Origin of the sequence: Streptomyces sp. NPDC096193, assembly GCF_040302905.1 — a bacterium.
GTDB lineage: Bacteria > Actinomycetota > Actinomycetes > Streptomycetales > Streptomycetaceae > Streptomyces.
In genome coordinates this window covers 1-3527 of sequence record NZ_JBEOSJ010000062.1, presented here as the reverse complement: position 1 = coordinate 3527, position 3527 = coordinate 1, and the positions used below count along the sequence as shown (strand labels likewise).

The 3527-nt window shown below is 66.2% G+C and carries 2 protein-coding genes and 1 pseudogene; 1 reads left to right on the top strand and 2 read right to left on the bottom strand.

Annotation, left to right across the window (positions count from 1 at the left end; all coding sequences use genetic code 11):
• Positions 1-79: pseudogene (locus ABTX78_RS36015) on the top strand (pyridoxamine 5'-phosphate oxidase family protein); the annotation flags it as partial.
• Positions 80-105: 26 nt separating this feature from the next.
• Here the strand turns inward: ABTX78_RS36015 and ABTX78_RS36010 are convergent.
• Positions 106-2622 (bottom strand): sugar phosphate nucleotidyltransferase, encoded by a 2517-nt coding sequence (locus tag ABTX78_RS36010; RefSeq protein WP_352210969.1) that lies wholly within the window; start codon positions 2620-2622, stop codon positions 106-108.
• Between the two features lie 111 nt (positions 2623-2733).
• Positions 2734-3342, bottom strand: a complete 609-nt coding sequence (clsA, locus tag ABTX78_RS36005) for a cardiolipin synthase ClsA (RefSeq protein ID WP_352210968.1) — start codon at positions 3340-3342, stop codon at positions 2734-2736.
• Positions 3343-3527: the final 185 nt, after the last annotated feature.

The following is a 3527-nucleotide window of genomic DNA, read 5'->3' as shown; positions in this document are numbered from 1 at the left end:
CGTCACGGTGCTGGACGACCGCACGCTGACCTATCCCGAGTACCGCGGCAACGGCGTCCTGGCCGGCGTGGGCAACCTCGTCGCGGTCATCGGCGATGTCAGCGGTCACGGTCCCGACGCGGCCGCTCTGGGGGCTGCGCTGTCCACCACGGCGGCCCACTCGTCGAGCAGAGCCTGCGCCGAAGCGTCATCGGGGCCTTCTGCCCACAAATGAGTGACAGCCTCGGACGGGTCCGGCAGCACCATGACCCAGCGGCCGTCCGCCTCCACGACGCGCACACCGTCGGTGGTGTCCACATGCCGGTCGCCGGCCGCTTCGACGACCCGGCGCATGACGAGTCCCTTCACGGCCCACGGCGTCGCGAGGTCGCGCTTGAGCACATGCGCCTTCGGGATCCGGGCGTCGATCTGGCTCAGCGTGAGCTGCGTCCGGGCCACGAGGCCCACCAGCCGCACCAGAGCCGCCGAACCGTCGAAGACACTGCTGAACTCCGGAATGATGAAGCCACCACGGCCGTCACCACCGAAGATCGTCGTCTCTTCGCGGCCGACCCGCGTCAGGTCGTCGGGCGAGGTCGTCGTCCACTCCACCTGGGTGCCGTGGTAAGCCGCCACCTGCTCGGCGATCCTCGTCGTCGTGACCGGCAGAGCCACCCGCCCGCTGCGCCGTTCCGCCGCGACGAGGTCCAGCATCACCAGCAGCGCCCGGTCGTCCTCGATGATGCGGCCGCGCTCGTCGACGAGGGAGAGCCGCTCACCGACCGGGTCGAAGCGCACCCCGAAGGCGGCCCGCGCCGAGGCCACGATCTCGCCGAGGCGCACCATCCCGGACCGGCGTGTGTCGGCCGACTCGGTCGGCCTGGACTCGTCGAGCCCGGGGTTGATCGTCAGCGCGTCCACACCCAGCCGTCCCAGCAGGCTGGGAAGGACGAGTCCGGAACTGCCGTTGGAGGCGTCGATGACGACCTTCAGGTTCGACTCGGGGATCCCCGTGATGTCGACGTTGCGCAGCAGGGATCCGGTGTACGAGTCGAAGACGCTGGCGGGGAAGTGCAGGTCGCCGATCTCACCGGGGAAGGCACGCCGGTACTCCTGGCGCGCGTACACCCGGTCCAGCTTCCGCTGCCCGGCCTGCGACAGGTCGGCACCACGCTCGTCGAAGAACATGATGTCGACGGAGTCCGGTACACCCGGCGACGTACGGATCATGATGCCGCCGGCACTGCCGCGCGCCGTCTGCTGGCGGGCGACGGGCAGCGGCACGTTCTCCAGGTCGCGTACGTCGATGGCGCTCGCCTGGAGCGCCGAGATCACCGCCCGCTTGAGGGCACGGGCACCACGCGAGTGGTCACGTGCCGTGGTGACGGTGGACCCCTTCTTCAGGGTCGTCGCGTACGCACCGGCCAACCGCACGGCCAGCTCCGGGGTGATCTCGACGTTCAGGATGCCGGTGACACCCCGGGCGCCGAAGAGGTGCGCCTGACCGCGGGACTCCCAGATGACCGAGGTGTTGACGAATGCGCCGGCCTCGATGGTCTTGAACGGGTAGACCCGTACATTGCCCTGGACGATCGATTCTTCACCGACGAGGCACTCGTCGCCGATGACCGCGCCGTCCTCGATCCGGGCAGCGCGCATGATGTCGGTGTTCTTGCCGATCACACAGCCACGAAGGTTGCAGTGCTCGCCGATGTAGACGTTGTCGTGGATGACGGCCTTGTGAAGGAACGCGCCGCTCTTGACGACGACGTTGGACCCGATGACCGTATGCTCGCGGATCTCCGCGCCGGCCTCGACCTTGGCGTAGTCGCCGACGAAGAGCGGACCACGCAGGACGGCGTCCGGGTGCACCTCGGCACCCTCCGCGACCCAGACGCCGGGCGAGATCTCGAAACCGTCGATGTCGACGTCGACCTTGCCCTCGAGCACATCGGCCTGGGCCTTCACATAGCTCTCGTGCGTGCCCACGTCCTCCCAGTAGCCCTCGGCGATATAGCCGTAGATGGGCTTGCCTTCCTTCATGAGCTGCGGGAAGACATCACCGGACCAGTCAACGGACACATCGGCCTCGACGTAGTCGAAGACCTCGGGCTCCATCACATAGATACCGGTGTTCACGGTGTCCGAGAAAACCTGACCCCAGGTCGGCTTCTCGAGGAAGCGCTCGACCTTTCCTTCCTCGTCCACGATGGTGATACCGAATTCCAGAGGATTCGGCACACGGGTCAGACACACCGTGACCATCGCGCCCTTCTCCTTGTGGAAGGCGATCAGGTCGGTCAGATCGAAATCGGTGAGGGCATCACCGGAAATGACGAGGAAGGCGTCGTCCTTCAGCGCTTCCTCGGCATTCTTCACACTCCCCGCGGTGCCGAGCGGCTTCTCCTCATTGGCATAGGTGAGCTCCATTCCGAGCTCTTCGCCATCACCGAAGTAGTTCCTGACCAGTGAAGCGAGAAACTGCACGGTTACGACGGTCTCATTGAGCCCATGCCGCTTGAGCAGCCGAAGCACGTGCTCCATGATGGGGCGGTTTGCCACCGGCAGGAGCGGCTTGGGCATGCTCGAGGTCATGGGGCGAAGTCGCGTACCTTCGCCACCGGCCATCACGACGGCCTTCATGTCGGAAGCGTCCTCCTTGACGAGATGACGGTCTGGCCGACTCAACCCGTCCAAAGAGGCCCTCGTGGGTCATCCGCGGCCGGCAACGCTGCACGGCTCCGCATCGACGGGTCAATCGGCGACTGCGTCCGCCTTGACGAGGCGGCGGACTTGGACCACATACAGGATCCCTGCCCACCAATACAGAGTTGTACCCCATCCGGCGAAGGCCCATCCGAAAATAGCACCGAGTGACGCAAGCCACCCCGTTCCGTCACTGAGCAGTAGCAGCGGGAACGCGTACATGAGGTTGAAGGTGGCCGCCTTGCCCAGGAAGTTCACCTGCGGAGGCGGATAGCCGTGCCGGCGGAGGATTCCCACCATCACCAGGAGCATCAGTTCCCGGGCCAAAAGCGCCGCGGTCAGCCACAGTGGCAGGATCTCGCGCCAGGTGAGACCGACAAGGGTGGACAGGATGTACAGCCGGTCGGCGGCCGGGTCGAGAAGTCGCCCCAGACTGCTGATCTGGTTCCAGCGCCGTGCGAGCTTGCCGTCGAGATAGTCGCTGACGCCGCTCAACATCAGGACGAGCAGAGCCCAGCCGTCACTCTTGGGTCCGCCGAACTCGGGGCGGAGGATCAGCCAAAGGAAGAGCGGCACACCGGCAAGACGCGCCATGCTGAGGACGTTGGGGATGGTGAGTACCCGGTCCGTCTGAACGCGGGTCTCCTGGACCTCCACCCGGGGGCCTCCTGTGTGGAACGTGCCGACGATGCTCCCTGACCTTACCCTCAGCACGGACGACCGGATGCACAGGGGTGAGAGCAGAAAGGCCCGGAACGCAGAAAGGCCCCGCACCAGAGGTGCGGGGCCTTCCCACAATGATTGTTCGGCGGCGTCCTACTCTCCCACAGGGTCCCCCCTGC